This is a genomic window from Aminobacter niigataensis, from assembly GCF_014200015.1.
GTDB classification, from domain to species: Bacteria; Pseudomonadota; Alphaproteobacteria; order Rhizobiales; family Rhizobiaceae; genus Aminobacter; species Aminobacter niigataensis.
The window spans coordinates 511473-537075 of sequence record NZ_JACHOT010000002.1 but is presented as its reverse complement, the minus strand read 5'-3'; the positions used below and the strand labels follow the sequence as shown (position 1 = coordinate 537075).

The 25603-nt window shown below is 63.8% G+C and carries 27 protein-coding genes; 20 read left to right on the top strand and 7 right to left on the bottom strand.

Features of this window, described 5'->3' with window-relative positions; translation table 11 throughout:
* Window positions 1–5 precede the first annotated feature (5 nt).
* A complete protein-coding gene (locus GGQ99_RS12485; protein WP_108606444.1) occupies window positions 6–866 on the bottom strand; it encodes an endonuclease/exonuclease/phosphatase family protein in 861 nt (286 codons plus the stop codon).
* Window positions 867–980: 114 nt separating this feature from the next.
* Here GGQ99_RS12485 and obgE point away from each other — a divergent pair, with 114 nt between their 5' ends.
* The 4 genes from obgE (at window position 981) to GGQ99_RS12465 (ending at window position 5197) form a co-directional block, all read left to right on the top strand.
* The gene (gene obgE, locus GGQ99_RS12480; protein WP_108606445.1) at window positions 981–2018 is read left to right on the top strand and encodes a GTPase ObgE; all 1038 of its coding nucleotides are present in this window, start codon (window positions 981–983) and stop codon (window positions 2016–2018) included.
* A gap of 16 nt (window positions 2019–2034) precedes the next feature.
* Complete coding sequence (gene proB, locus GGQ99_RS12475; RefSeq protein WP_183262860.1) at window positions 2035–3183, top strand: glutamate 5-kinase; 1149 nt, start codon at window positions 2035–2037, stop codon at window positions 3181–3183.
* A complete protein-coding gene (locus GGQ99_RS12470) occupies window positions 3177–4457 on the top strand; it encodes a glutamate-5-semialdehyde dehydrogenase (protein WP_183262778.1) in 1281 nt (426 codons plus the stop codon). The genes proB and GGQ99_RS12470 overlap by 7 nt, the downstream gene beginning before the upstream one ends.
* A 92-nt stretch (window positions 4458–4549) precedes the next feature.
* Window positions 4550–5197, top strand: a complete 648-nt coding sequence (locus GGQ99_RS12465; RefSeq protein WP_183262777.1) for a nicotinate-nucleotide adenylyltransferase — start codon at window positions 4550–4552, stop codon at window positions 5195–5197.
* A gap of 2 nt (window positions 5198–5199) precedes the next feature.
* Here the strand turns inward: GGQ99_RS12465 and GGQ99_RS12460 are convergent, their stop codons facing one another.
* Both GGQ99_RS12460 and GGQ99_RS12455 read right to left on the bottom strand, forming a co-directional pair.
* Window positions 5200–6195 carry an MBL fold metallo-hydrolase gene (locus tag GGQ99_RS12460; protein WP_183262776.1) on the bottom strand — a complete coding sequence of 332 codons (996 nt, stop codon included), beginning with the start codon at window positions 6193–6195 and terminating at the stop codon, window positions 5200–5202.
* A 135-nt stretch (window positions 6196–6330) separates the two neighbouring features.
* On the bottom strand, window positions 6331–7161 hold the full coding sequence (locus GGQ99_RS12455; protein ID WP_183262775.1) for an AraC family transcriptional regulator: 831 nt from the start codon (window positions 7159–7161) through the stop codon (window positions 6331–6333).
* 210 nt (window positions 7162–7371) lie between these two features.
* Here GGQ99_RS12455 and GGQ99_RS12450 point away from each other — a divergent pair, with 210 nt between their 5' ends.
* The 10 genes from GGQ99_RS12450 (at window position 7372) to GGQ99_RS12405 (ending at window position 16923) form a co-directional block, all read left to right on the top strand.
* Window positions 7372–8622 (top strand): MFS transporter, encoded by a 1251-nt coding sequence (locus GGQ99_RS12450; protein ID WP_183262774.1) that lies wholly within the window; start codon window positions 7372–7374, stop codon window positions 8620–8622.
* Between the two features lie 169 nt (window positions 8623–8791).
* Complete coding sequence (gene rsfS / locus GGQ99_RS12445) at window positions 8792–9169, top strand: ribosome silencing factor (RefSeq protein WP_108606451.1); 378 nt, start codon at window positions 8792–8794, stop codon at window positions 9167–9169.
* A gap of 17 nt (window positions 9170–9186) precedes the next feature.
* On the top strand, window positions 9187–9669 hold the full coding sequence (rlmH, locus tag GGQ99_RS12440; protein ID WP_183262773.1) for a 23S rRNA (pseudouridine(1915)-N(3))-methyltransferase RlmH: 483 nt from the start codon (window positions 9187–9189) through the stop codon (window positions 9667–9669).
* A gap of 122 nt (window positions 9670–9791) precedes the next feature.
* Window positions 9792–11111, top strand: coding sequence for a murein hydrolase activator EnvC family protein (locus GGQ99_RS12435; RefSeq protein ID WP_183262772.1), 1320 nt, complete (start codon window positions 9792–9794; stop codon window positions 11109–11111).
* A 1-nt stretch (window position 11112) separates the two neighbouring features.
* Entirely contained in the window at window positions 11113–12441 is a 1329-nt protein-coding gene (locus GGQ99_RS12430; protein WP_108606454.1) for a S41 family peptidase, read from the top strand.
* A 102-nt stretch (window positions 12442–12543) separates the two neighbouring features.
* Window positions 12544–13695, top strand: coding sequence for a divergent polysaccharide deacetylase family protein (locus GGQ99_RS12425; RefSeq protein ID WP_318763451.1), 1152 nt, complete (start codon window positions 12544–12546; stop codon window positions 13693–13695).
* A gap of 6 nt (window positions 13696–13701) precedes the next feature.
* Window positions 13702–14220, top strand: coding sequence for an RNA pyrophosphohydrolase (locus tag GGQ99_RS12420; RefSeq protein WP_108606456.1), 519 nt, complete (start codon window positions 13702–13704; stop codon window positions 14218–14220).
* 286 nt (window positions 14221–14506) lie between these two features.
* Entirely contained in the window at window positions 14507–14935 is a 429-nt protein-coding gene (gene rnk / locus GGQ99_RS12415; protein ID WP_055974756.1) for a nucleoside diphosphate kinase regulator, read from the top strand.
* A 68-nt stretch (window positions 14936–15003) separates the two neighbouring features.
* Window positions 15004–15546: a GreA/GreB family elongation factor gene (locus tag GGQ99_RS12410; RefSeq protein ID WP_108606457.1), complete on the top strand. Its 543-nt coding sequence runs from the start codon at window positions 15004–15006 to the stop codon at window positions 15544–15546.
* A 120-nt stretch (window positions 15547–15666) separates the two neighbouring features.
* On the top strand, window positions 15667–16923 hold the full coding sequence (locus tag GGQ99_RS12405) for a D-amino acid dehydrogenase (protein ID WP_183262770.1): 1257 nt from the start codon (window positions 15667–15669) through the stop codon (window positions 16921–16923).
* 4 nt (window positions 16924–16927) lie between these two features.
* On the opposite strand, the gene GGQ99_RS12400 is transcribed toward GGQ99_RS12405, so the two are convergent.
* The 3 genes from GGQ99_RS12400 to GGQ99_RS12390 form a co-directional block, all read right to left on the bottom strand.
* Window positions 16928–17329: a VOC family protein gene (locus tag GGQ99_RS12400; protein WP_183262769.1), complete on the bottom strand. Its 402-nt coding sequence runs from the start codon at window positions 17327–17329 to the stop codon at window positions 16928–16930.
* 5 nt (window positions 17330–17334) lie between these two features.
* Window positions 17335–17964 carry a transcriptional regulator gene (locus tag GGQ99_RS12395; protein ID WP_183262768.1) on the bottom strand — a complete coding sequence of 210 codons (630 nt, stop codon included), beginning with the start codon at window positions 17962–17964 and terminating at the stop codon, window positions 17335–17337.
* A gap of 157 nt (window positions 17965–18121) precedes the next feature.
* Window positions 18122–19003 carry a LysR family transcriptional regulator gene (locus GGQ99_RS12390; protein ID WP_183262767.1) on the bottom strand — a complete coding sequence of 294 codons (882 nt, stop codon included), beginning with the start codon at window positions 19001–19003 and terminating at the stop codon, window positions 18122–18124.
* Window positions 19004–19183: 180 nt separating this feature from the next.
* Here GGQ99_RS12390 and GGQ99_RS12385 point away from each other — a divergent pair, with 180 nt between their 5' ends.
* From GGQ99_RS12385 to GGQ99_RS12375, 3 genes are all read left to right on the top strand, one after another.
* Complete coding sequence (locus GGQ99_RS12385) at window positions 19184–20680, top strand: CoA-acylating methylmalonate-semialdehyde dehydrogenase (protein ID WP_183262766.1); 1497 nt, start codon at window positions 19184–19186, stop codon at window positions 20678–20680.
* Between the two features lie 165 nt (window positions 20681–20845).
* A complete protein-coding gene (locus GGQ99_RS12380) occupies window positions 20846–21085 on the top strand; it encodes a type II toxin-antitoxin system Phd/YefM family antitoxin (RefSeq protein ID WP_183262765.1) in 240 nt (79 codons plus the stop codon).
* Window positions 21085–21531: a PIN domain-containing protein gene (locus GGQ99_RS12375; protein ID WP_183262764.1), complete on the top strand. Its 447-nt coding sequence runs from the start codon at window positions 21085–21087 to the stop codon at window positions 21529–21531. Before GGQ99_RS12380 ends, GGQ99_RS12375 begins: the two co-directional genes overlap by 1 nt.
* A 17-nt stretch (window positions 21532–21548) precedes the next feature.
* On the opposite strand, the gene GGQ99_RS12370 is transcribed toward GGQ99_RS12375, so the two are convergent.
* Window positions 21549–22196, bottom strand: coding sequence for a GntR family transcriptional regulator (locus tag GGQ99_RS12370; protein WP_108609668.1), 648 nt, complete (start codon window positions 22194–22196; stop codon window positions 21549–21551).
* 115 nt (window positions 22197–22311) lie between these two features.
* Between GGQ99_RS12370 and GGQ99_RS12365 the strand changes: the two genes are divergently transcribed.
* From GGQ99_RS12365 to GGQ99_RS12355, 3 genes are read left to right on the top strand one after another with little or no spacing between them, the layout of a single operon-like run.
* On the top strand, window positions 22312–23205 hold the full coding sequence (locus GGQ99_RS12365) for a dihydrodipicolinate synthase family protein (protein ID WP_183262763.1): 894 nt from the start codon (window positions 22312–22314) through the stop codon (window positions 23203–23205).
* A gap of 33 nt (window positions 23206–23238) precedes the next feature.
* Entirely contained in the window at window positions 23239–24492 is a 1254-nt protein-coding gene (locus tag GGQ99_RS12360) for an NAD(P)/FAD-dependent oxidoreductase (protein ID WP_183262762.1), read from the top strand.
* An 18-nt stretch (window positions 24493–24510) separates the two neighbouring features.
* Window positions 24511–25512: a 4-hydroxyproline epimerase gene (locus GGQ99_RS12355; RefSeq protein ID WP_183262761.1), complete on the top strand. Its 1002-nt coding sequence runs from the start codon at window positions 24511–24513 to the stop codon at window positions 25510–25512.
* Window positions 25513–25603 lie beyond the last annotated feature (91 nt).

Below are 25603 nucleotides of genomic sequence, written 5' to 3'. Positions count from 1 at the left end.
GAGCGCTAGGCCAGTTCGAGCCACACCGGCTGGTGGTCGGAGCCTTGCGCATCTTTGTCGATGCGGATGGATTTGACCCTGGCGGCGAGGCCGGCCTGGACGAAGGCGTAGTCGATGAGGCGGGATTTTTCCGGATGGGTCGTGTCGGTCCAGGAGACCGATCCGTCCGGAACGCCGCCTGCCAGCGCATAGGCGTCGACAGGGTGGTGGGCGACGATCTGGGTGCCCTCCACCGGGTCGGGCGCGCCGGCCATGACGACATGTTCGGGCGAGCCGGGGACCATGTTGAAGTCGCCCATCAATATGAATTCTTCCGGGCAGGGGAGCTCGGGAAAGCCGTATTCGACAGCGCCCGAGATGGCGCCGCCTTCCATCGGATAGGCGTAGACCCGCTCCTTGAGGTGGCGGATCTGCGCGATCCTCTCTTCGAGATTGACGTGGTCGAGATGCACCGAATAGACGCGCAACGGACCGGACGGCGCCATGACGAGCGCTTCCAGCGCCGCGCGCTGCAGGTTGCCGCGGCTCAAGCGCCGGCTGCGCGGCAGAAGCAGGTTGCGCGACGCCACGATCGGCCAGCGCGACAGCACCATGTTGCCGAACTGCAGCCGTTTGTTTGCCGGCTTGCCGTCGTCGCCGACCATGCCGAAGTCGATGTCCATGGCGACGCCATAGACGTGGAAGTAGTCGGGCAGCAGCCTCGCCAGACCCTCGACCATGTCGGCGCCATTGTTGCGCATGAAGTTGCGGGTCACCTCCTGCAGCGCGACGATGTCGGCACCTTCGACCGCGGCGGCAATGCGCCCGAGGTCGTAGCGTCCGTCGCGACCGACACCATATTGGGTGTTGTAGGTGACCAGTTTCATCTACTTCCTTTCCGTGCGCGGCTCCGCGCCCAATCCGCTCTCGCCCTTCGCCGCGCCTTGCGCTATGGCAAGTGCGCTGAAACAACGAAATAACAGCAGAAGACGAAGAGTCCGATGAAATTTCTCGATCAGGCCAAGGTTTACATCCGCTCCGGCAATGGCGGCGCGGGCGCAGTGTCGTTCCGGCGCGAAAAATTCATCGAGTTCGGTGGCCCGGACGGCGGCGACGGCGGCCGTGGCGGCGACGTCTGGCTGGAGGTGGTGGACGGGCTGAACACGCTGATCGACTATCGCTATCAGCAGCATTTCAAGGCGCAGACCGGCGTGCACGGCATGGGCCGCAACATGACCGGCGCCAAGGGTTCCGACATCATCCTGAAAGTGCCCGTCGGTACGCAGGTCTATGAAGAAGACAACGAGACGCTGATCTGCGACCTGACCCAGGTCGGCCAGCGCTACCTGCTGGCCAAGGGCGGCAATGGCGGCTTCGGCAACCAGCACTTCAAGACCTCGACCAACCAGGCGCCGCGGCGCGCCAATCCCGGCCTTGAAGGCCAGGAGATGTGGGTCTGGCTCAGGCTCAAGCTGATCGCCGATGCAGGCCTCGTCGGCCTGCCCAATGCCGGCAAGTCGACCTTCCTCGCTTCCGTCACCGCGGCCAAGCCCAAGATCGCCGACTATCCGTTCACCACGCTGCATCCGGGCCTCGGAGTCGCCCGCATCGACGCCCGCGAGTTCGTCATCGCCGACATTCCCGGCCTGATCGAGGGCGCCCATGAGGGTGTCGGTATCGGCGACCGCTTCCTCGGCCATGTCGAGCGCACGCGCGTGCTGCTGCATCTGGTTTCGGCGCAGGAAGAAAACCCGGGCAAGGCCTACAAGGTGGTGCGCGGCGAGCTCGAAGCCTATGGCCATGGGCTGACCGACAAGATCGAGATCGTGGCGCTTTCCCAGGTCGACACGCTCGACCCGGACGAGCGCAAGAAGAAGATCGCTTCGCTGAAGCGCGCTGCCGGCCGCGCGCCGATCCTGCTGTCGGCGGTCACGCGCGAGGGCGTCGAGGAGACGCTGCGGGCGCTGATGAGCGTCGTCGAGGAAGCCCGCCTGGCAAGCGGCGATGTCGCACCTTCTGATGCGCGCTGGACGAAATAGGCCGACCGACATGACGATCCCTTCGCTGCGGACCTACAAGCGCATCACCGTCAAGATCGGTTCGGCGCTGCTGGTCGATCGTTCGACCGGCCTCAAGCGCGAATGGCTGGCCTCGATGGCTGATGACATTGCAACGCTTGCAGAAAGAGGCGCCGACGTGCTGGTGGTGTCTTCGGGCGCCATCGCGCTAGGCCGCACCATTTTGGGCCTTGGCAAGCGTGCGCTGAAGCTCGAGGAGAGCCAGGCGGCGGCAGCCGTCGGCCAGATCGCGCTGTCCAGCGCATGGGCGGAAGAGCTCGGGCGCAAGGGGATGAAGTCGGGCCAGATCCTGGTGACGCTCGGCGACACCGAGGAGCGCCGGCGCTATCTCAATGCACGCGCCACCATCTCGACGCTGCTCAAGATGAAGGCCGTGCCCGTCATCAACGAGAACGACACGGTCGCCACCACCGAGATCCGCTACGGCGACAACGACCGGCTGGCTGCACGCATGGCGACCATGATGGGCGCCGATCTCCTGGTGCTTTTGTCCGACATCGACGGGCTCTACACCGCGCCGCCGGCGCATGATCCGAACGCCAGGTTCATTCCGGTCGTCGATCGCATCACGCCCGACATCGAGGCGATGGCCGGTGCCGCAGCCTCCGAGCTGTCGCGCGGCGGCATGCGCACCAAGCTCGACGCCGGCAAGATCGCCACCGCCGCAGGCACGGCGATGATCATCACCGCCGGCACGCGGCTGTCGCCGCTGATGGCGATCGAGCGCGGCGAGCGCGCCACCTATTTCCGCCCGAGCGGCAATCCGGTGAAGGGTTACAAGACCTGGATCGCAGGCCAGCTCGAGCCGGCAGGCCGACTGACGGTCGATGCCGGTGCTGTTGGTGCGCTATTGTCCGGAAAGTCGCTGCTGCCGGCGGGCGTGAAGCTGGTCAGCGGCAATTTCTCGCGCGGCGATACGGTGGCGATCCTGGCGCCCGAGGGGCGCGAGATCGCGCGCGGGCTGGTTGCCTATGACGCAGCGGATGCCGTAAGGATCGCTGGACTGAAAACGGCGGAAATCGAAACCGTGCTTGGCTACGAGGCGCGTTCTGCGATGGTCCATCGCGACGATCTCGTTGTCAGCCACGCGGATGCGGTTGTGGTGCGGAAGGGTAGGACATGCTGAAGGCGCATGAGAGCGGAGACACGACGCGGCTGATGACTGAGATCGGGCGCAAGGCCCGTGCTGCGGCCCGCCCACTCGCCATCGCCAGTGCCGAACGCAAGCATGCCGCCCTGATCGGCATGGCCGACGCTATCCTGCGCCGTCAGGAGGACATCCTCGACGCCAACGCCATCGACGTGAAGAATGGCGAGGAGGCCGGGCTGAGCGGCTCGTTCATGGACCGGCTCCAGCTGACGCCGGGCCGTATCCGCGACATGGCCGACGGCATCCGCGCCATTGCCGACCTCAGGGATCCCGTCGGCGAAGTGATTGCTGAATGGGACCGCCCCAACGGGCTGCATATCGAGCGCGTGCGCACGCCGCTCGGCGTCATCGGCGTGATCTACGAGAGCCGTCCCAATGTGACTGCCGATGCCGGCGCGCTCTGCCTCAAGGCCGGCAACGCGGTAATCCTGCGCGGCGGCTCGGATTCGCTCAATTCGTCGCTGGCGATCCATGCCTGCCTGGTCGAAGGGCTGAAGGCGGCCAAGCTGCCTGAAGACGCGATCCAGTTGGTGCCGGTGGCAGACCGTGCCGCGGTCGGCGAGATACTGAAGGGTCTGTCGGGCAATCTCGACGTCATCATCCCGCGCGGCGGCAAGAGCCTTGTCGAGCGCGTCCAGAACGAGGCGCGGGTGCCGGTATTCGCCCATCTCGAAGGCATCTGCCACCTCTACATCGACAAGTCGGCCAAGCTCGACATGGCGGTGGGCATTGCCGTCAACGCCAAGATGCGGCGCACCGGCATTTGCGGCGCGGCCGAGACCCTGCTTGTCGATCGCGCGGTTGCCGCGACCCATCTGGTGCCGGTGCTGGAAGCGCTGCGCAAGGCGGGTTGCGAAATCCATGCCGACGAGGAGGTCCTGGCTGCTTTCAATGATGCCAAGCCGGCGACCGATGCAGATTGGGTGACCGAGTATCTCGACGCCATCATCTCGGTGAAGCTTGTCGACGGCGTTGCCGGCGCCATCGAGCATATCGAGACGTTTTCCTCGCACCACACCGAGGCGCTCGTCGCCGAGGATGCCAAGGCCGTGGAGCGCTTCTTCAACGAAATCGACTCGGCGATCCTGCTGCACAACGCCTCGACGCAGTTCGCCGACGGTGGCGAGTTCGGCATGGGTGCCGAGATCGGCATCGCCACCGGCAAGATGCATGCGCGCGGGCCAGTCGGCGTCGAGCAGCTGACCTCGTTCAAGTACCGCGTGCGCGGCACCGGCCAGCTCAGGCCGTGACGGAAAGCATCGGGCTGGTGTGACGGCTTTGCGCGCAATCACCTCCCTCTGCCCTGCCGGGCATCTCCCCCTCAAGGGGGGCGCCTAGCATCATGCTCTCCCCCCTGGAGCCGCCAGTTCCCCAAAAATACCTGCGCATGCCGCATGCGATGAAGGGCATGCAGGTCGGGCTGTTCGGCGGCTCGTTCAATCCGCCGCATGCCGGCCATGGCCTCGTCGCCGAAATCGCCATGCGCCGCCTGCAGCTCGACCAGCTGTGGTGGATCGTCACCCCGGGCAATCCGCTGAAAAGCACGCGCGAACTTGCGCCGCTGGCAAAGCGGATCGACCTGTCGGAGCAGATCGCCAAAGACCCGCGCATCAAGGTCACCGCCTTCGAGGCGAGGCACAATGTGCGCTACACCGCCGACACGCTGGCGCTGATCAAGGCGCGAAATCCGGGCGTCGATTTCGTCTGGATCATGGGGGCCGACAATCTGCGCGATTTCCACCGCTGGCAGCGCTGGCGGCAGATCGTCATGACCTTTCCGATCGCGGTCATCGACCGGCCGGGGGCGACGCTGTCGTTCCTGTCGTCGGCGGTCGCCAAGACCTTCGACTATGCGCGCGTGGACGAGGGCGACGCGCCACGCCTGGCGCGAATGAAGGCCCCGGCCTGGACCTTCATCCACGGGCCGCGTTCGCTGCTGTCGTCGACGGCGCTGCGGAACGGCACGGCCAAGGACAAGCCTAGGTCCTGAGCCTAGTCCCGGAGGGTCGGCAGCGGCCGATCCTTGTAGTACTCTTGGAGACTCTCCAGATTGGACTGGTGGACGTGCCTATAAGGCTTCCACACGCTTATCCATCCCTTCGTAAGGGACTCCTCGACAGCCGTCTCCAGCGGCATCGTTAGAAAATCGGCGTCCTTGGCTCTCAGGGTCATATTCCGCAGGTAGATTTTCGTGGCGTCGATCAGAGTGTCGTCGTAACCGCCGTTCTCGATTACGTCGATGTTCCCATGGTTGGGGTAGATGCGGGCGATCCCGAATTGCTTCAATGCTTCGAGATTGTCGATCTGAGCGGGCACGCTAGCTGGCGTAGAAATATACACGAGCGTGTCCTCCATAGTATCTCCGGCAAGTAGGATCTTGTCGGCAGGAAGGAAGGCCACCAGGCTGTCCGGCGTATGTATGTCGACATTGTGAAGTTCGACCTTCACGTCGCCGACCATGACTTCCATCTTTCCTTCGAACACCTTGTTGGGAAGAACGAGGGGCAGGATAGCGGGCGGCCCCCAGAGATTTCCGCTTTCGATGGCCGCACGCTTTTCAAGGAGGCTCTCCAGCGTCCCCTTGCTCGCGATGATGGGGGCATTCGCATATGTGCCGTTACCGCCGATATGATCGAGATGGTAGTGGCTGTTCACGACGGTGATCCGCTTGATTCCCATCTGCTCAAGATGGTCGCGAACCCATTTCGACTGCTGCATGGTCGGAAACGTATCCCACACCAGGGCTTCGTCACCGCGATAGATCGCATAGGTCGCTACGCCGAGATCCATGGACCCGCTGTCAGCCCAATTCTCAGTTCCTCCAGTTTTGGGTGGCGTCGACGGTCTGCCATCGTAGAACGCCAACATGTAGTCCGTCACCTTGATGACACGGATATCCGAGTTGATCTGTGCATTCGCCGTTCCGGCGGCAAGTGCCGCACCGAACAAAAGAATGCCCAGCAGTTTTCGCAATTCCGGTAACAACATTTCTCCCCCACTCCCTCACGTTCGCGCAGCCAGACAGCACAAGTCATGCGTTCTCCCAGCAAGGAGACATGAATTTCCGTCAGGTCGGCCAGTTAAGTGATCTCGATATGTGATCACAATAGACGGCGTTGTCAACTAAGTCTTGATCGGGATCCAGAGCTCGTAGCCGCCATGACCCGTCTCCGGGTCGAAGCTCTCGGGGTAGAGCTCGAAGTTCGGGCCGTCGGCGGCCTGATGTCCGGAACTTGGTAGCCACTTGCTCCAGACGGTGTGGGTGATGCGCCGGATCATCGAGATGTGGTCGGTGGTGGCGAACACGGCATAACGCTGCGGCGGAATGCGGAGGCGGCCGTATTCCGACGTCAGGCCGGAGAAGTCGGAGACCTCGACGCCGGCGATGTATTCGAAGCTGTCGTCGTCGAAGTTGCAGCAGACGCCGTAGCCGACCATGCCTTTCTGGTTGGGAACGCTGCCGAAATGCGGTCCAAAACGCTGCCACAGCGCAGGTATGCCGTGGCTCGTTTCGCTGGTGTAGCGCTCACTGAAGCCGGCGATGAGCAAGGCGCCGCCGTCGACAAAGCGCGACGGGGCAAGGTTTTCGACAAAGGTTTCGTCCATCTTGAGATGCTCCACATATTCGGGTTGGGGAACGGTGCCATTGGCGCGAACGTCCTCGGGCGTCTGCCCGAAGCGGTCGCGGAAGGCCCGGGTGAACGCCTCATGCGAGCCGTAACCGGCATCGAGTGCGACCGCCAATATGTCGGGCGCTCCCCTGGCCAGCGAAAGCGCTGCGTCGGTCAGGCGGCGGGCCCTGATGTAGCCCATGATCGAATGGCCGGTGGCGGCCCCGAAGGCGCGGGACATGTGAAAGCGCGAGACACCGCCGATGGCGGCCATCTCGTCGAGCCCGATGTCGCTGGAATAGTGGCTTTCGATGAACCAGATGGCTTTCTGAACAGGGGTCATTGGTCTTTCCGGCACAAGGATGCCCCCGATATGCCCGCTTGCGGGGCGGTCCATTTGATCGTGCTTGCTGCCAGCGCTCTTTTTGCGCCGATGTCGATGGCAAAACGCGGGCCGCCGGCCTTTGATCCAGCCCGCTATATCGGCCAAGCCAGCGCCGTCCATGTCGCAATTGCGGCTGCGTAAATGCCACAGGCAGGCGAGACTTGGTACATGGATCAGCGGGACGATGTTGCGGTTGCGGTAGATGAGGGCGAACAGACGCCGGCCATAGCCGTTGCCGGCGTGATCCTGGCGATGGCGCTGGTTGCCGTCGGCAATGGGTTGATGTTCGGCTACATTCCCATCAGCCTCGGAGCGGCGGGTTATGCGCCAACCTGGGCAGGCTCGATCCTGACCGGCCTGTCGGCCGGCGGTCTCGCCGGCTGCCTGCTCACCGGCATGCTGGTCCGCCGCGTCGGCCATGCCAGGGCCTACATGGTGTTTTCCGCGCTGATCGTGCTGTCCAACGTGGCGATAGGGGCGGGCACCTATCCTGTCATTTGGATCGCGGCGCGGGTGCTCTACGGCTTTGCCATATGCGGACTGTTCATCGTCGCGCAGAGTTGGCTCAACGATGCCGTGGGCAACGACATTCGCGGCCGGGTCATGGCGATCTTCTATGTCGCCTACGTCGTCGGCCTGGGCGTCGGTTCGTTCCTGCTGCGCTTCGTCGACATCTCTGGCGCAGATGCGGCGCTGCTTGGCATCGCCTTCAATGCGATTTCCATCCTGCCGGTGGGGCTCACGCGCCTGCGCCAGCCGCCGGCGCCGCAGGCGGCTTCGGTCGCCCTGGCCCGTGCCTGGCGCATCTCGCCCGTCGGCGTCGCCGGCATGCTGGCCGTCGGCGGCGTGTCGATGCTGGTCACCGGTTTCGCACCCATCCATGCGACGGCCAGCGGCTTCAGCCAGCAGGAGGTGGCGACGCTGTTGTTTGCCATGCCGCTCGGCACGCTGTTGTTCCAGATACCGTTCGGCTGGATTTCCGACCGCACCGACCGGCGTCATGTTCTGGTGGCGGCCGGACTGCTGGTGGTGATCGGCGGCCTTGCCGCAAGCCGTTTCGACGGTAGCGCCCTGCCGATCATGGTTGCGATCTATGTCGTGTGGAGCGGGGCGAGCGAATCGATCTATTCGCTGTCGAGCGCGCATGCCAGCGACCGGGCCCACAAGGACGACCTGGTGGCGCTGTCGAGCAGCATGCTGTTCGCCTGGTCGCTGTCAGGTTTCATCGTGCCCGGCCTCGGCACCGTGCTGACCGCGATCTACGGCACCCAGGCCTTCATGCACGTGGCGGTCGTGATAGCTGCCTTGTTCACGGCGTTCGTCCTGTGGCGGCTCCGCATCAGCCGCGCCGTACCGGCGGGTGAAGCGGGCAGCTTTTCGCCGATGTCCGCGCAGTTGCCGCCGTCTGTCGATCCGTAGGGAAAGTGGTGCACGGCCGGCCTTGGGAGATCAACTTGTTGGTCCTTGTCTTGAAACTGTACCCCAACTCTGCCTATCTAACTGGTGTTACCCGAGTTCAGGGTGATTTGGTTGTTCCTGTCGGAAAGGAAAGACACTGAGAACAGCACTTCGGAAGAGGGCGGAAATCCTGCCTTCGCCGGCCGGGATAGGCGAAATCGACGCCGTTGCCCGCGCCATCAAGACAGTCCTTGCCAGTCTGGAAGACTCCAAGGCCGAAGACATCGTCTCCATTGACATTCAGGGGAAATCGAGCCTGGGCGACTACATGGTCGTAGCCTCGGGCCGGTCGCACCGTCATGTCGCGGCGGTAGCCGATCATCTCCTCAAGGCGCTGAAGGATGCCGGTCTCGGCACGCCCCGCGTCGAGGGCATGTCGGGCGCCGACTGGGTGCTCATCGATTCCGGTGATGTCATCGTGCATGTCTTCCGGCCCGAGATCCGCGAGTTCTACAACATCGAAAAGATGTGGCAGGCGCCGGATCTCGAGGAAGAAACCGTTCATTGAACCGTTAGACGACAGGGATGAAGGTCGCGATACATGCCGTGGGCCGGATGAAAGCCGGCCCCGAGAAGGAGCTTGCCGACCGCTATCTCGACCGGTTCTCGAAAAGCGGCGGGCCGCTTGGCCTCGATTTTTCAGGGGTCGCCGAGATTTCCGAAAGCCGGGCGCAGAATGTCGACGAACGGCGGCGTGAGGAAGCCGACAGGCTGCGCGCCCAGATGGTATCCGGAACGGCATTGATCCTGCTCGACGAGCGCGGCAAGAACCTCTCATCACAACAATTCGCCGACAAGATCGCATCGCTGCGCGATGGCGGGCAGCGCGGGCTGATGATCGCCATCGGCGGCCCAGACGGCCATGACGAGGCGCTGCGCAACGAGGCGCAAATGCTGATCTCGTTCGGTGCCGCCACCTGGCCGCACCAGATGGTCCGCATCATGCTCGGCGAGCAGCTCTATCGCGCCGCGACCATTCTTTCAGGGCATCCGTACCATCGCGCGTGAGTGCCCGGAATTCGACAAAATGGCCGGGCAAAAGTCCGCATGCGGTCGCGCCCGGCAAACATGGTTGATGGTTCGTTAACGATGCCGCCGCTAAGGTCGCAGACATAGAACCGGATCATCGCATGGCGCGGAATTTTCCCCTGAAGGCGTGGCTTCAGCCATGCCGCGGCATCGTCGCGGCGGGCTGGATTGCGCTCGCCTGCGGGGCCGCGTCCGCCCAGATGGGACCGCCCTTGCCCGACCCCGACCGGACGCGATCGGAACTCGAAAACCTGTCGCGCGACATCCAGGTTTCGTCCGAACGTCGCGAGAAGCTGGCAGCCGAAATCGCCCAGGTGAAAAAGGACCACGCCTCGATCACCGCGGTGCTCATCCAGTCGGCCAAGACCGAACGCAAGCTTTCGCAGGACATAGAAGACATCGCCGGCAAGCTCGAAGGGCTGAAGGAGCAGGAGGCAGGCATCCGCACTTCGCTCAACATGCGTAAATCCGTGCTGGCCGAGGTGCTGGGCGCGTTGCAGCGCATGGGGCTCAATCCGCCGCCAGCGATCCTGGTCAAGCCGGAGGATGCATTGTCATCGGTGCGCAGCGCCATCTTGCTCGGCGCGGTGGTGCCTGAACTGCGATCCGAGACCGAGATCCTGATGGCCGACCTCAGGGAATTGTCGCGGGTCGTGACCTCGATCGAAGGCGAGCGCGACCGCCTGACCACAGCGATGACTGCGCAAGCCGGCGAAAAGGCGCGACTCGATCTGCTGCTCGAAGCCAAGAGCCGGCTGCGCTCGAATACCGAGACTGCACTTGCCGAAGAATCCAAAAATGCAGCCCAACTGGCCGCGCGCGCCGACAGTCTCAAAGATTTGATCGCTTCGCTCGACAAGCTGGCGGCCAAGAAAGCAGCCGATGCGGAGGCCGCGAGGAAGGCTGCCGAAGAGGCGGCAAAAGCTGCAAACGAACCGGTCGTCGCGGCAGTGCCGGAAGCCAACCAACTTGTTGCTTCCGCTCCATTTTCCGTTCTTCAAGGGCAAGTTTCGCTACCGGTCACGGGACGCATCAAGCGCCGCTTTGGCGCCGACGACGGCATCGGCGGAACCATGCTCGGGGACATGGTTGCGACACAATCGGGCGCCATCGTGACCGCTCCGGCGGATGGAAGCGTTCTTTATGCGGGGCCTTTCCGCTCCTATGGTCAACTCTTGATCCTCAATGCCGGCGACGGCTATCATGTCGTCCTGGCGGGGATGAGCAGAATCACCGTTGCGCCGGGTCAGTCCGTACTAGCTGGCGAACCGATCGGTGCGATGGGAGAGGCGAGGGTGGCGAGCACCTCTGCTTCTGACAATGCGAATACGACGCCGGAACTCTATGTCGAGTTCCGCAAGGATGGAAAACCCGTCGATCCGACCCCGTGGTGGGCGGACCGCACCTCTGGAAGGACATGAAATGATGCGTAAACTGTCGCTTCTGCTTGCCGGGGCGCTGATGGGAGCCACGGCCATGGGCCTGGTGTATGGTGCACCTGGCTCGACGGCAAACGCGGCAGGTTCGGAAACCTACCGCCAGCTCGCCATCTTCGGCGACATCTTCGAACGCGTGCGCGGCCAGTATGTGACCCCGCCGGACGAGAAGTCGCTGATCGAGAATGCCATCAACGGCATGCTGACGTCGCTCGACCCGCATTCATCGTATCTCAACGCCGAAGCGGCCAAGGACATGCGTGTCCAGACCAAGGGCGAATTCGGCGGCCTCGGCATCGAGGTGACGATGGAGAACGAACTCGTCAAGGTCATCACCCCGATCGACGACACCCCTGCCGCCAAGGCGGGCGTGCTGGCCGGCGACTTCATCTCCAAGATCGATGGCGAGGAAGTTCGCGGCCTGACGCTGAACGACGCGGTCGAAAAGATGCGCGGACTGGTCAATACGCCGATCAAGCTGACGATCCTGCGCGAAGGCGCCGACAAGCCGATCGAGATTTCGATCATGCGCGACGTCATCAAGGTCAAGGCGGTCAAGTTCCGCGTCGACAATGATGTCGGCTACATGAAAATCACCTCGTTTACCGAGAAGACGTTCGACGACCTGCAGAATGCCATCGAGCAGATCAAGAAGCAGGTGCCGGACGACAAGCTCAAGGGCTACGTGCTCGACTTGCGCCTCAACCCGGGCGGTCTGCTCGACCAGGCGGTCAGCGTCTCCGACACATTCCTCGACCGCGGCGAGATCGTCTCGACGCGTGGTCGCGATCCGAAGGACATCACGCGCTTCGATTCGCGTGCCGGAGACGACATCGACGGCAAGCCGCTGATCGTTCTGGTCAACGGCGGTTCGGCGAGTGCTTCGGAAATCGTGGCGGGCGCGTTGCAGGACCACCGCCGGGCAACCGTGGTGGGCACGCAGTCCTTCGGCAAGGGGTCGGTGCAGACCATCATACCGCTGGCCGAGAACGGTGCGCTCCGCCTTACCACGGCGCTCTATTACACGCCGTCGGGCAAGTCGATCCAGGGCAAGGGCATCACGCCCGACATCAAGGTCGATCAGCCGCTGCCGGCCGATCTGCAGGGTCGCGACGTGACCCGCGGCGAATCGGAGCTCAAGGGCCACATCAAGGGTGCCGAGGAGAGCGATACCGGTTCGGGTTCGGCTGCCTATGTGCCGCCGGAGCCGAAAGACGATCTGCAGCTCAACTATGCGCTCGAGCTGCTCCGCGGCCAGAAGACGGATCCGGCATTCCCGCCGAATCCGGACAAGGCCGTGATGAACAACCAGTAAGCATGGCCAGCGAAAAGCTGGCCTGCGTAGCTGGGCAATGCGATGCTGCCGGGACCGCAAGGTTCCGGCAGTTTGATTCGGGGGCTAGCCGCAGGGCACGGCGTGGTAAAGAACGACAAGGAAATCGACCGTCCGCTCGGACAGACGCCAGGGCGTCGTTCCGGAGGTGTGCGTGCGCCCCGGCTGCGCAAGGGGCCGGTTGTCGCCGGGATTTGCCTGTTGGCGGTCGTCGCGGCTTCGGCGGCTATCGCGCTGCGCGACAAGCCGTTTCGGGCGCCCGAGGTTGTTGCCGTGGCCAAACCGGAGGCGGTTTCAGTCCCGGTCGAGGCGTTGGCGGCGAAACCATCGAACCCGGCCTCCAACGGCGGTCCGGCGATCATCAAGGTCAATCCAACCGAAGGCGGTGGCGCCATAGTCATTCGCGACCCGTCGGCGGTGGGGCAGAACCCGCGGATGGCGCACCTTCCCGACAAGGCGCTGATCGAAGACAGCGCGACCGGGCCGTTGCCAATCCGCGCGGCCGATGGCCGGCGGGCGTTCGACGTCTATGCGGGGGCGTGGTCTGGCGCGCGCGGCGCACGGGTGGCGATCGTCATCGGCGGGCTCGGCCTGTCGCAGACCGGAACGCAAGAAGCGATCGGCAAGCTGCCGCCCGAGGTGACGTTGGGGTTTGCGCCGCAAGGCAACAGCCTTGGACGCTGGATGCAGACGGCGCGGCGCGAGGGCCACGAGATCGTCATGCAGGTGCCGCTCGAGCCGTTCGATTTTCCCAACGTCAATCCCGGTCGCAATACGCTGACCGTCGACGCGAGCGCCGACGAAAACCTCAAGAACCTGCGCTGGACGCTGTCGCGGACGACCAATTATACCGCCGTGATGAGCTATATGGGCGCGCGTTTTTCGACGAGCCCCGAAGCAATGGGCCTGCTGATGGCGGAACTCGGCAAGCGCGGCATCGGCTATGTCGACGACGGCTCGTCGGCGCGCAGCCTGGCGCCGGAACAGGCGCTGAAGAACGGCGTGCCGTTCGCGGCAGGAGACGCAGTCATCGATGCCGTTCAGGATCGCGGAGCGATCCTGAACAAGCTCGACGAACTGGAGCGGACGGCCCGCGCCAAGGGCTTTGCCATCGGCACGGGCAACGCTTTCGACGTCACCGTCGATGCGGTGGCGTCATGGGCTAGCGAGGCGCGCAAGCGCGGCATTGAGATCGTGCCGATCTCGGCGGTCGCGAGTGATCCGGAACGAGGATAGGAAAGCATGTCGAAGAACAAGATCGCTCCGGAGGATCTGCCTTACCGTCCGTGCGTCGGCATCATGGTGCTGAATGCGAAGGGCCTGGTCTGGGCAGGACGCCGCATTGCCGAGCCCGACAGCGAACTGTCCGATACCAACCAGCTCTGGCAGATGCCGCAGGGCGGTATCGACAAGGGCGAGGAGCCCTATCCGGCAGCCACGCGCGAGCTCTACGAGGAAACCGGCATGCGCAGCGTCACGCTGCTCGCCGAGGCTCCTGAGTGGATCAACTACGACCTGCCGCCGCATCTCCTGGGCGTTGCGTTCAAGGGCAAATATCGTGGCCAGACGCAAAAATGGTTCGCCTTCCGCTTCGAGGGCAATGAGAACGAGATCGCCATCGACCCACCTCCGGGAGGGCATTCTGCCGAGTTCGACCGCTGGGCATGGAAGCCGATGGTCGAGTTGCCGGAGCTGATCGTGCCGTTCAAGCGCAGGGTCTATGACGAGGTCGTGGCGGCGTTCAGGCACCTCGTGGCATAGGCCCGCGGCCGCTGCCCTTGACAAGCCGTGCCGGGTCAGCGACCCTTCACGCATGTGCACCATCGCTCATATCGGCAGTTTTGCCCTGTTTCGGGTCTGCCCCATCGCGGGATCCTAGCCCCGGCTCGGTCGCCATGCGACTTCCGAGCCCTTGGGGCACATTCTTCAACGCATAAAATCATGAGCAACGAACCGCTTTGCGGTTCGGCTTGAACATTTAGGTAGTCCGTTCCGCGGACGACCGGTTGCGCGCGCTCGTATCGAAGCGCTGGCCGGGTGAGTATCCATGAGGCTTCCATTGCGCCAGAACATCAAGCAGCGTCGCGAGCACGAGATCGTGCTGAGCGAAAGCGACCACGCCAAGCTGACCGGGCTTGCCGAATCCAGCCTCGACCGGCTGCCCGAAATTGCCGAGGAACTGCTCTCGGAAATGGATCGGGCCAAGATCAAGCCGCTCAGCCGCATCCCGGCCAATGTCATCCGCATGGGCTCGAAGGTGACGTTCCGCAGTGGCGACGGCGAGGTCAAGACAGTCACGCTGGTCTATCCTGGCAAGGCCGATATCGCCGAGGGCAAAGTGTCCATCCTGACCCCGGTCGGTGCCGCATTGATCGGCCTGCGCGAGGGTCAGTCGGTTGCCTGGACCTCCAGGGCCGGCCGCCGCCTCGAGATCGAGATCGTTTCGGTGGAAGCACCAGTCGAAGGCGTCAACTGACCGCCCGTCCAACCCAGTTTCGAACTGTGCGAGTGCAGGGCCGATGGCAGCACTTGCGGAGACACGCCATGACCGAATGTCAGTTGACGACCAAGGACTTCGCCATCGTGAAAACGATGCTCGACCGCCTGGCCTGGTCGGGTGGCCCGCTCGTTGCGCTCCTGCGTCGCAAGCTCGCTTCGGCGCAGGTGGTGTTCTCCAACGAAGCGGACGCCGACGTGGTGACGCTGAACAGCCGAGTCACCTTCAGCGTCGACGGTGGCGCGCCTCACACCCGCATCGTTGCGCATGGGCCGATGGATGGCATGGTCGGCCAGATCATTCCGATCACCGTGCCGCGCGGCCTGGCCCTGCTTGGCTTGCGCAAGGGCCAGTCGATTTCGGTCGATTGCGGCCGCGGCGCGACCGAGACCATCCGGGTCGACGAGATCCATTATCAGCCGGAAGCGGCCCGCCCGGCAATCACGGCGCCGGAAGTCGACCCCGAAACATCCATCCGTCGCTTCCCGGTGCTGGTGTTCAGCGCCGATGCGCCACAAACACTTGGCGCGCAGAAAAAAATCCGGCACAGCTCCAGCAATGGCGATGATCCAGGCCCTTCGGCGGCTTGAGGAGGCGCCCCCTACCGCATTGCGCATCCCCAAGCTGCGCAACAGCGCAGTAGGATCTTGTGTTTGTGCATGGTCCCCTCCGAAAATCTGATATCGGAGGGACAAGCACCTGGGGGCGCAATGAAGGTGATAGTCGTCGGCGGCGGCGTCATAGGGGTGACGACTGCCTATTATCTTGCCGAGGCGGGGCATGAGGTGGTCGTCTGCGATCGACAGAAGGCGCCGGCGCAGGAGACCAGCTTTGCAAATTCGGGCGAGATTTCGTCCGGCTACGCCTCTCCTTTGGCTGCCCCCGGCGTGCCGCTCAAGGCGCTCAAATGGCTCGCCATGAAGGACGGGCCATTCTCCTTCCGGCCGAAATTCGATCCCAAGATGTGGTTGTGGCTGGCGAGGATGCTGCGCAACTGCACGGCGGCTCGCTATGCCGCCAACAAGGCGATCATGATGCCGCTCGCCGAATACAGCCGCGACATGCTACGGGTGTTGCGCGAAGGTACCGACATCTCCTACGACGAGCGTAGCCAAGGCACGTTGCAGCTGTTTCGCACCCAGCAACAGCTCGACGCCATTGCCTCCGATGTCGCGGTGCTCGACAAGTTTGAAGTGCCTTACGAAATTCTCGATGCGGCGGGCTGCATCGCGGCCGAACCGGGCCTGGCCGGAGGGCATCAGAAGATAGCCGGCGGCCTGCGGCTGGCTGATGACGAGACCGGCGATTGCCGGCTGTTCACCGAGCGCCTTGCGGAGCTTTGCGCGCAACGCGGTGTCGTCTTCCGGTTCGGCAATGGCGTCCACTCGCTGGACCATAGGGATGGCCGGGTCCGGCAGATCGATTCCACCGACGGCCACATTCGGGCCGACGCTGTGGTGCTGGCCACCGGCAGTTATACGGAACGCTTCATGCGAAAGCTGCATCAGCGTGTGCCTATCTATCCGCTCAAGGGCTACTCATTGACCGTTCCGGTCGCGGATGCGGAAAGTGCTCCGGTTTCAACCGTCATCGACGAAACCTACAAGGTCGCCATCACCCGGCTCGGCGATCGCATCCGCATCGGTGGCACGGTGGAGATGTCGGGCTTCGACCTGACCTTGTATGAATCGCGTCGCGCCCCACTCGAACGGTCGCTGCGCGAACTGTTTCCGGGCGCAGGCGATCTGCGCGAGGCGCATTTCTGGTGCGGCTTGCGGCCGATGACACCTGACGGGCCGCCCATTGTCGGCCGGACCAAGCTGACGAACCTCTATATCAATTCCGGCCACGGCATGCTTGGCTGGACGATGGCCTGCGGCTCGGGGAAAATCCTGGCCGACATGATTTCCGGTCGCGAGCCGGAGATCGACGTCAGGGGCCTCGGCCCCGAGCGCTATTGGGCCTGAGTTTTCACGCGACCTTCTTCAGCGAGCGCGGCACTTCCGTCGTCTGGTACATCGAGATGACGTGGCCGTCAGGATCGGCGAATTCGGACGACCAGCCGCCCGGCGCATGACTCACCGGGGTGACGATGGTCACGCCCTTGCCGGCCAGCGACGAGACGATGTCGTCGATGCCGCCGTCGGCGATTTCGAAGACGATGATGGGGGAGTTGCCCGGGTGCGATTCCATCTTGAAGAAGATGAGGTCGATGCCGTTGACGGTGCTTGCGATGAGCCAGTCGCCCTCGCCCTCTCCGTCGCCCTCCATGCGCTGGACATCCAGCCCCATGACGTCGCGGTAGAAGGCCTCGGTCCTGTCGATATCCGAGACGTAGTAGCAGATGTTGCCGAGTTTGCGTTTGCCGAACATTTTGATCACTCCGTGATTTCGGTTGCACGTCTGTTGAGTTGCCGCGGCATAGGGTTTTGTGAGGTGCCGATCACAAAAAGATGCCCGTCGGGGTCGTGGCTTGCGAGCAGGGTGCCTGGTTGCTTCGTTATCGCCAGCAAGGAGCGCCGGATGCTTCCGAAGGCGAGCGCCCCGGTCAGGCCGGGGATTTCCGCAATGGGATCGCCACCAAAGGCCAGCCAGCGCCGCCGGATTTCGGCGATGCGCTGGCGAAGTGCCGGGTCGGCAAGGCGCTGCAGCCAGGCGATTTCCTGCCGCGTGTGACCGGTCAGGGCCAGCAGCGTCGTCGTGCGCAGGCTGGGCGGCAAGGTTGCCACGAAACGCACAGGCACGGTTTCGGGACTGGTCGGTTCGCAACTGCCGGCAGCAAACGGCGCCTCGCGCTTTCGGCGCCGCACGGTCGAACGCGCATCGAAGGCAGCGCGGCGCCGCAGCGCGCCTTCCAGCCAGCGTCGGTTCTCGATCTTCGACAGGTCGGTGCGCCCCGCTTCGAGCGCCGCGACAAGGACCGTTTGAAGCAGGTCCTCAGCCTCGTCGGCGCGTCGTGTGGCGCGCCGGGCCTTGCGCAGCAATTCTGCGTAGGGGCGGGGCAGCAAATCGGGTTCCTCGCATGGAATGCGTGCATGACCCACGAAAATCGGAACTGATTTTCGGAAAGGATCATGCACATTTCAAAATGCCACAGCGTCCTTTGCGCGTTCAATTGGACGCGGCGCTGTAGTGTTAGCGGATGTGCGAGATTGTCGGAAGGGACTAGATGAAAAGGGCCCGTTCGCGCTCCACCGCCTTGGTGATGAAGCCCGCCACCGTCTGGATGCGGCGCAGCGGCCGCACGGACTCGTGGTAGACCAGCCAGTAGGCGCGGCGGATGGGTGCGATGGCCGTCACCGGTACGATCTCGGCAATCGTGCGGGCAATGAAGGTGTGCAGGATGCCGATGCCGGCGCCCGAGCGCACGGCCTCGACCTGTCCGAGCGCGGACGAAATCGAAAAGGCGGACTCCCAGGAGGGGCTGAACTCGGCGGCATAGTTGAGCGACGGGCTGACCACGAGGTCCGGCACGTAGCCGATCAGGCGGTGGGCTGAAAGCTCTTCGCGCGAGGTGGGCAGGCCGTGTTCTTCGACATAGGCGCGCGAGGCAAACAGGCCGAGCGAATAGTCGACGAGTTTGGCTGCCACCAGCCTGCCTTCGCTGGGCCGCTCTGTGGTGATGGCGATGTCGGCCTCGCGCCGCGACAGCGAAAAGGTCCTAGGCACGGGGACGAGTTGGATGCGGAGGTCGGCGTGCTGGGCCGTCAGCGCGCCCAGGCGCTGCGCCAGGAAGGCGACGCCAAAGCCGTCGGGAGCGCCGATGCGCACGGTGCCCGACACCTCGTCGCCTTCGCCCGAGATCTCGGCGCGGGCGGTCAGCATGTCGGCTTCCATGCGCTCGGCGACTTCGAGGAAGCGTTCGCCCGCCGGCGTCAGTTCGCTGCCGGTGGTCAGCCGCCGGAACAGCTTTGTCTTCAACGCCTCCTCGAGTGCGGCCACGCGACGCGAAACCGTTGCGTGGTTGAGCTCCAGGCGGCGCGCAGCACCCAGGATCTGGCCGGAGCGGGCGACAGCGAGGAAGATGCGTACGTCGTCCCAGTTCATCGGCGGTTCCCATGGTGAAGGCGAGGAAGGCTGCAGTCCGTTCACCCTACTATGCGTGAAATCGCATTCAAGCTCCCTGCGTACTTTATTCCATGCACAACGGTTGCGTTCGCCCTCGCGTTGCAAAGGCGCGTGTTAAGCGGGACAATGGGCCATCATCAAGGAATTGGGAGAGAAGCAATGGTCGACTACGGTCATTTCATCGGCGGCAAGCATGTTGCCGGCACCAGCGGACGCAAGCAGGACGTGCTGCAGCCGATGGACGGCTCGGTGCGCGCCACCGTGGCACTTGCCTCGGCGCAGGAACTGCGCGCCGCTGTCGAAAACGCCAAGGCAGCGCAGCCGGCATGGGCTGCGACCAATCCGCAGCGCCGCGTGCGCGTGCTGATGCGCTTCCTCGAACTGGTCAACAAGGAATACGACTCGCTGGCCGAACTGCTCGCTCGCGAGCATGGCAAGACCATTGCCGACGCCAAGGGCGACATCCAGCGCGGCCTTGAAGTGGTCGAAGTCTGCATCGGCGCCCCGCACATGATGAAGGGCGAGTTCACCGATGGCGCGGGCCCCGGCATCGACGTCTACTCGATGCGCCAGGCGCTCGGCGTCGTCGCCGGCATCACCCCGTTCAACTTCCCCGCAATGATCCCGTTGTGGAAGATCGCCCCGGCAATTGCCTGCGGCAACGCCTTCATCCTGAAGCCTTCCGAGCGCGATCCGGGCGTGCCGATGCGCATCGCCGAACTGTTCCTCGAAGCGGGCCTTCCCGCCGGCATTCTCAACGTCGTCAACGGCGACAAGACGGTTGTCGATGCGATCCTCGACGATCCCGATGTCAAGGCTGTCGGCTTCGTCGGCTCGACGCCGATCGCGCAGTACATCTACAGCCGCGGTTGCGCCAACGGCAAGCGCGTGCAGTGCTTCGGCGGTGCCAAGAACCACATGATCATCATGCCCGACGCGGACATGGACCAGACCGTCGACGCGCTGATCGGCGCCGGCTACGGCTCGGCCGGCGAGCGCTGCATGGCGATCTCGGTGGCCGTGCCCGTCGGTCACGACACGGCCGAGCGGCTGATGGAAAAGCTCGTCCCGCGCGTCGAAAGCCTGAAGGTCGGGCCTTCGACCGACTCCTCGGCCGATTTCGGTCCGGTGGTGACGCGCGAGGCGCTCGAGCGCATCAAGGGTTACGTCGACATCGGCGTCAACGAAGGCGCCAAGCTGGTCGTCGACGGCCGCGGCTTCAAGATGCAGGGCTACGAGAACGGCTTCTACATGGGCGGCTGCCTGTTCGACCATGTCACATCGGACATGCGCATCTACAAGGAAGAGATCTTCGGCCCGGTGCTATCGGTCGTCCGCGCGCCCTCCTATGAGAACGCGATCAAGCTCGCCAACGACCACGAGATGGGCAACGGCGTTGCCATCTTCACCCGTGACGGCGACGCAGCGCGCGATTTCGCATCCCGCGTCCAGGTCGGCATGGTCGGTATCAACGTGCCGATCCCGGTGCCGATTGCCTACTACACCTTCGGCGGCTGGAAGGCGTCTTCCTTCGGCGACCTGAACCAGCATGGCACCGATGCCTTCCGCTTCTACACCAAGACCAAGACGGTGACGTCGCGCTGGCCGTCGGGTGTCAAGGACGGTGCGGAGTTCGTCATCCCGACGATGAACTGATCTCGTTGTCGAGACTGAATATGAAGCGGGCGCCCAATGGGCGCCCGTTTTACGTTTGGACCGGCTTGCTTGTTCGGCGAGACGGCTGCGTGGCGGCGGCCTCTCTTGAAGGCCAGGAATGATTGCCATATAGTAGTGTAAATAACTACATTCTGGTGAAATCGAATGGACGAAACAATTTCGGCCGCTGATGCCAACCGGGAGTTTTCGCGCTTGCTACGGGAAACGCGCGACGGCAACAGTTTTTTGGTGACCAGCCACGGTCGGCCCGTCGCGCGCCTTGTGCCTGCCACTGAACCCAGCCAAGCGTCGCGTGCCGCAAAGCAGATCCTGTTGGGTCGCCTGCGCCTGCAGACTTCTGCCAATGCTGGGCGGTGGACACGCGAAGAGCTTTACGACGACTGATGCGGTTTGCGCTCGACACCAACGTCCTGGCTTATGCGGAAGGCGTCAATGACGCCGGTCGAGCAGCCTTGGCGCTCGATCTTCTGGCGCGCATTCCACAAGACGAGACCTTGGTGCCTGTCCAAGTTCTGGGCGAACTTTTCACGGTTCTTGTGCGCAAGGCTGGGCGTACCCCAATGGAAGCACGCGATGCGATCTTGCAGTGGCGTGACACGTTCGCCGTCGCCCACACAACGCCTGAAACAATGATCAAGGCAGCTGATCTCGCCGTGGACCATCAGTTGAGTATTTGGGACGCTGTCATACTCTGTGCCGCGTCGGGCGCCGGGTGTCGCCTGTTGCTGTCCGAAGACATGCAGGATGGCTTCACATGGGGCGGAGTCACCGTTGTCAATCCGTTCGCCGATAGCCCGCATCCGCTCTTTGCGGCGATGCTTGAAATCTGAAACTGGACCTCAGCAATTTAGCGCGTAGCGGCGGCCTCGGCGTGGGCGCGCAGCATCGACATCAGCCGCTCAGCTTCCTGGGCAGCGCCATCCTCGTCATGCTCGAGGATCGAGCGGATCAACGCGACGTGGTGCTCTGCCGATGCGGCGAGCCCGGTGTCGCGCTGGTAGCGGAACCAGAAGCGGCGGCTGTGGGTCTGCAACGGTGCCGCAAGCCGGGCGGCGAAATCATTGTCGGCGGCGAGCGCCAGCGCTTCGTCGAGCGCCTTGTCGGCTTCGAGGAAGCCGAGCACGTCGGCTGATATCACCGCCTTCTGCATGGCCAGGGCCGCGGCATGGAACTGGTTGGCGGCGTCGCGGGTGACGAAACGTGCCGCCGATCGGGCCAACACCACCTCGATGCCACGGCGCGCGTCGAGCACGCGCAGCCAGTCGCCGGGATGCAGCGGCGCGATCGCCAGTCCGGCGCGCGGCCTGATCTCGACAAGCCCTTCCCATGCCAGTCGCTGGATCGCCTCGCGCACGGGCGTGCGGCCAAGGCCGAGCCGGTCGATCAGCCCGCCTTCGGTGGCGACGCTGCCGGGAGCGAGTTCAAGCGTCACGATCAGCCGTTCCAGCTCGTGATAGGCGCGTGTCGCTGCCGGTTCCAGTTTCTCAACTTGCATGATCGAATCGTTTGAAAGCGCAATGATATATTTTTGATATATCAGAGCCGAATCCGGATTGACAGCACTGGTTTTTTCGTCATATATCACTGATATATCAGATGGAGGAAGCGCCATGTGGGCCGGAGTCTTTCCAGCAGTCACCACCAAGTTCACCGCGGACGACCGCCTCGACCACGCCGAGATGGAGCGCTGCTTTGCGCTGCAGATGGAGGCGGGATGCGACGGCCTGATCGTCGCCGGCTCGCTCGGCGAGGGCCCGATGCTGTCGCATGACGAAAAGATCGAAGTGCTGAAGACCGCCCAGAAGGTCGCCGCCGGCAAGCCGGTGCTTTTGACCGTCAACGAGGCCGGCACGCGGGAGGCGGCAGCGATCGCCAAGCGCGCCGCCAAGGAAGGCGCGTCCGGCCTGATGGTCGTGCCGAGCCCGATCTATCACACCAATCCGGAAGAGACGGTGGCGGCCCTTCGCGCCGTGGCCGAGGCCGGCGACCTGCCGGTCATGATCTATTCCAATCGTCTCGCCTACCGGGTCGACGTGACCGTCGACCAGATGGAGGAGCTGGCGTCGGACAAGCGCTTCGTCGCAGTCAAGGAATCGTCCGACGACATTCGCCGATCGACCGAGATCATCAATCGCCTGGGCAACCGCTACGACCTGTTCACCGGCGTCGACAATCTTGCCTTCGAAGCGCTGTCGGTCGGTGCCATCGGCTGGGTCGCGGGGCTGGTCGTCGCCTTCCCGCGCGAGACTGTCGCCATCTACCAGCTGATGAAGCAGGGCCGCCGCGAAGAGGCGCTCGCCATCTACCGCTGGTTCCGCCCGCTGCTCGATCTCGACGTCTCGACCTATCTGGTCCAGAACATCAAGCTGGCGGAGGTGCTGGCGATCGGCTCCAATGATCGTGTGCGCATGCCGCGCAAGCCGCTTTCCGGCGAGCGCCGTAACGCGGCCGAGAAGATCATCAAGGATGCGCTGGCGATCCGGCCCAAACTGCCGTCGTTCTGATCGGGGAGGGGAGACCCCGGGGGGGAGCAAAGCATGAACGCAGCGGTCGAGGAGATCGACATCGCCATCATCGGTGCCGGCATCGTCGGCATCGCGGCGGCTGCCTATCTCGTCGATGCCGGGCGCAAGGTGACGGTGTTCGACCGTACCGGCATCTGCGAGGAAACCAGCTCCGGCAATGCCGGGGCTTTCGCCTTCTCCGACGTGCTACCGCTCGCCCACAAGGGCATGATGCGCAACGTGCCGAAATGGCTGGCCGATCCGCTCGGCCCGCTCAGCATCCCGCCCGCCTACCTGCCAAAGCTCCTGCCCTGGTTGTATCGCTTCTGGCGTGCCGGCGCGCCGGCTAACTATGAGGCGAGCCTTGCGACGCAAGCTGGGCTGATGAAGCTCGCCGAGCAGGAATGGGCGTCGCTGATGGCACGCTCCGGCACCGGCTCGCTGCTGCGCGAAGACGGCTCGCTCGAGCTTTACGAGAGCGAGGCGGAGTTCAAGGAGGCGCTACCGAGCTGGGCTGCGCGTGACCGCTTCGGCATCGCTTACCAGCACCTCGATAAACGCGAACTGGCCGCCTACCAGCCCGGCCTTGCCGACCGCTTCACGCGCGGCACTTTCGTGCCAGTCTGGAAGACCGTCTCCGATCCAAAGGATCTCGGCAAGTCGATCTGGCGCCACGCCGAAACCAACGGTGCGGCCTTCGTCAAGGGAGATGTCGGGCTGGTTCATCCGGCCGGCGACCGCGTCCTGATCCAGCTCAAGCAGGGCCGCACGCTTTTTGCGCAAAAGGTGCTGATTGCTGCCGGGGCCTGGTCGCATCTGCTCGCGCGCCAGCTTGGCGATGTCATCCCGCTCGAAACCGAGCGCGGCTACAATACCACGCTTCCGACCATTGCCTTCGACGTGAAGCGTCAACTCATCTTCCCGGGCCACGGCTTCGTCATCACCCCGCTCGCCACCGGCCTGCGTGTCGGCGGGGCGGTCGAGCTCGGCGGCCTTTCGCGGGCGCCGAACTATGCCCGCTCGAAAGCGATGCTAGAGAAGGCCAAGCAGTTCCTGCCGGGACTGGATCCGTCAGGCGGGCGCGAGTGGATGGGGTTCCGTCCGTCGCTGCCCGACTCGCTGCCGGTCATCGGCGGCTCCCGCAATCACCCCAACGTGCACTACGCCTTCGGCCATGGTCACCTCGGCCTGACCCAGGCAGCGGCCACCGGCCGGCTGGTGCGGGAGCATATGCTGGGCCAGAAGCCGCCGCTCGATCTCACCCCCTTTTCGGCCCAACGTTTCTGACGCAAGGTATCTCCCATCATGGCGCGCCATTCCTTCTTCTGTATCGACGGCCACACCTGCGGCAATCCGGTGCGGTTGGTGGCTGGCGGCGGTCCACGCCTCGAAGGCTCGACGATGATGGAGCGGCGGGCGCATTTCCTCGCTGAATTTGACTGGATCCGCACCGGGCTGATGTTCGAGCCGCGCGGCCACGACGTCATGTCCGGATCGATCCTCTACCCGCCGACACGCGAGGATTGCGACGTCGCCATCCTGTTCATCGAGACCTCCGGCTGCCTGCCGATGTGCGGACACGGTACCATCGGCACCGTCACCATGGCGATCGAGCACGGGCTGGTGAAACCGAAGACGCCGGGCATCCTTCGTCTCGACACGCCGGCCGGCCTGGTCATCGCCGAGTACAAGCAGGTCGGCGACTATGTCGAGGAGGTGCGCATCACCAACGTGCCGTCCTTCCTCTACGCAGCAGGGCTGTCGGTCGAGTGCCCCTGTCTCGGCGAGATCAGGGTCGATGTCGCCTATGGCGGCAATTTCTACGCCATCGTCGAACCGCAGGAGAACTATCGCGACATGGCCGATTACGGCGCCGGCGATTTCATCGCCTGGAGCCCGATCGTGCGCCAGCGTCTCAACGACAAGTATTCGTTCGTCCATCCCGAGAATCCCGGCATCAACAGGCTGTCCCATCTGTTGTGGACCGGTGTCGCAAAACACCCTGAGGCGCATGCCCGAAATGCCGTCTTCTACGGCGACAAGGCGATCGACCGTTCGCCTTGCGGCACCGGAACGTCGGCGCGCATGGCGCAGCTTCATGGCAAGGGCAGGCTCAAGGCCGGCGACGATTTCGTGCACGAATCGGTCATCGGTTCGCTGTTCAAGGGACGCGTCGAGCGCGAGGTCGAAGTGGCCGGCAAACCGGCTATCATCCCCTCGATCGGTGGTTGGGCGCGGATGACCGGATTGAACACCATCTTCATCGACGACCGCGATCCGTTCGCCCATGGCTTTGTAGTCACTTAGTCGTATGGCGGGAGGCAGAAACGGCAAATATGTCTAGACAATCTTAAGGAGGATATCGGCGGCAAGGCGCAAGGAAGTATTGCCGGGGTGT